Annotated in this window: 1 protein-coding gene; it reads left to right on the forward strand. The window is 65.2% G+C overall.

Annotated elements, in window-relative coordinates:
- The first annotated feature begins 541 nt into the window (after window positions 1-541).
- Window positions 542-1867, forward strand: coding sequence for a group II intron reverse transcriptase/maturase (gene ltrA / locus DRB17_RS19760; RefSeq protein WP_421779259.1), 1326 nt, complete (start codon window positions 542-544; stop codon window positions 1865-1867).
- Window positions 1868-1940: the final 73 nt, after the last annotated feature.

The raw sequence follows: 1940 nt of genomic DNA on the forward strand, positions 1-1940 counted from the left end.
TGGGCTACCTTCTGGACGGGATTGACTGGGAGCGTCGGGAGACCGACAGGAGACAGAGGGTGCAAGTCCCTTGCGGTGAAGGAGTAGCGATCCACACTGGCCCCGAGTCATGCGCGGGCGGCCGCGAGGTCGTGCGTGAAGCGTTGACAGGGGTGCGCATAGGCCAGCCATTGAGCGGCGTTAGACTTCCCATTCGGAGTGCCGATGCTCTCCAGTCAGCAGAAGGCAACACGGTCTGGTGCGCTATGCGAGTGCCGGCCGGCTCCGCGTCGTCGTTAGACCCTGGCATGTGCGTACGTCTCCTGTATCGGGAACCGAGAGGTCTCCGGTCTGCCCGGTGGGGCCGACCATCGGGCCGCATGGTGAAGGCTGGGAGCCGACGACCGTGATGTACGGACCGGAGAAGTCAGACTCGCCCATAGTACCAACGAAACCGGCGAACAAAGCAGGTCGTCCTGCGGCGGAGTCGGTGGAGGGAAGGGGCGGGACTGCCGGAAATGCGGGTGAGCAAACCACGGTCCGGACGCAGAGCCGGGCAGCCGTGTCACATGCGCAAAGCCGCATACGAGAAGCCGTCAAAAGGAACAAGCAGGAGAAACTGACCGCGCTCCACCACCACCTCACGGTCGACGTGCTCCGGGCCGCGTTCTTCGCGTTGAAGAAACGCGCGGTTCCCGGGATCGACCAGGTGACGTGGACGGCGTACGAAGCGGATCGGGAGGCCCACCTCACGACCCTTCAGACACGCCTTCAGCGTGGCGCGTATCGGGCGCTGCCTGCCCGCCGGACGTACATACCGAAGGCGGACGGCAGTCAACGGCCGCTCGGCATTGCGGCACTGGAGGACAAGATCGTCCAGGCCGCCGTGGTCATCATCCTGACGCCTGTCTATGAGGCAGAGTTCCTGGGGTTCAGCTACGGGTTCCGTCCCGGGCGCAGCCAGCACGATGCGCTGGATGCGCTCGCGTACGGGATCAAAGGACGGAATGTCCGGTGGATCCTCGACGCCGACATCCGGTCGTTCTTTGACACCATCGACCACGCGTGGCTGATGGCGTTTCTGGAGCACCGGATCGCCGACAAACGGATCCTCCGCCTGATCCAGAAATGGCTCAAGGCGGGTGTGCTGGATAAGGGCGCATGGGTCGCGACCGAGGAGGGAACCCCGCAGGGTTCGGTGATCTCGCCGCTTTTGGCGAACATCTATCTCCACTACGTCTACGATCTCTGGGTCCAGGCTTGGCGACGGCGCACCGCAACCGGCGACATGATTGTCGTCCGGTACGCTGATGACACCATCGCCGGGTTCCAGCGCCTGGACACCGCTCGGCAGTTCCTCACTGACCTGCGGGTCCGGCTCGCGAAGTTCGGGCTTGATCTCAACCCGGCGAAGACCCGGCTCCTCGCGTTCGGCCGCTTTGTGGCCGACCGCCGTGCGGCCCGGGGCGAAGGGCGACCGGAGACGTTCGATTTCCTTGGGTTCACGCACATCTGCGGCACCAAGCGAGACGGACGCGGTTTCCAGCTGTGGCGGAAGACCAAGCGTGCACGCAAGTGGGCCACGATCCGCCGGATCGCTGAAGACCTCCGGCGGATGCGGCACGATCCGATCGACGAGCAGGGCCGGCGGTTGGCCGCGATGCTGCGGGGGCACTATGCCTACTTCGGCGTCCCGTCCAACATCGCCGCGCTGTTTGCCGTCCGGCATCACGTCAAGGTCCGGTGGTATCTCAGCCTCCGCCGGCGCAGTCAGCGCACGCGCCTGACTTGGCGTCGGATGAACGTGATTGTCGATCGCTACTTGCCGCGTCCGACCGTCCTCCACCCGTGGCCCGACTCTCGGTTTGTCGTCACCCACCGGCAGTAGGAGCCGTATGCGGGAATTCCGCTCGTACGGATCTGTGCGGGGGGCGGCCGGTGACGGCCGTCCCTACCGCGAT

Source organism: Ferruginivarius sediminum, from assembly GCF_003344765.1.
GTDB lineage: Bacteria > Pseudomonadota > Alphaproteobacteria > Kiloniellales > Rhodovibrionaceae > Ferruginivarius > Ferruginivarius sediminum.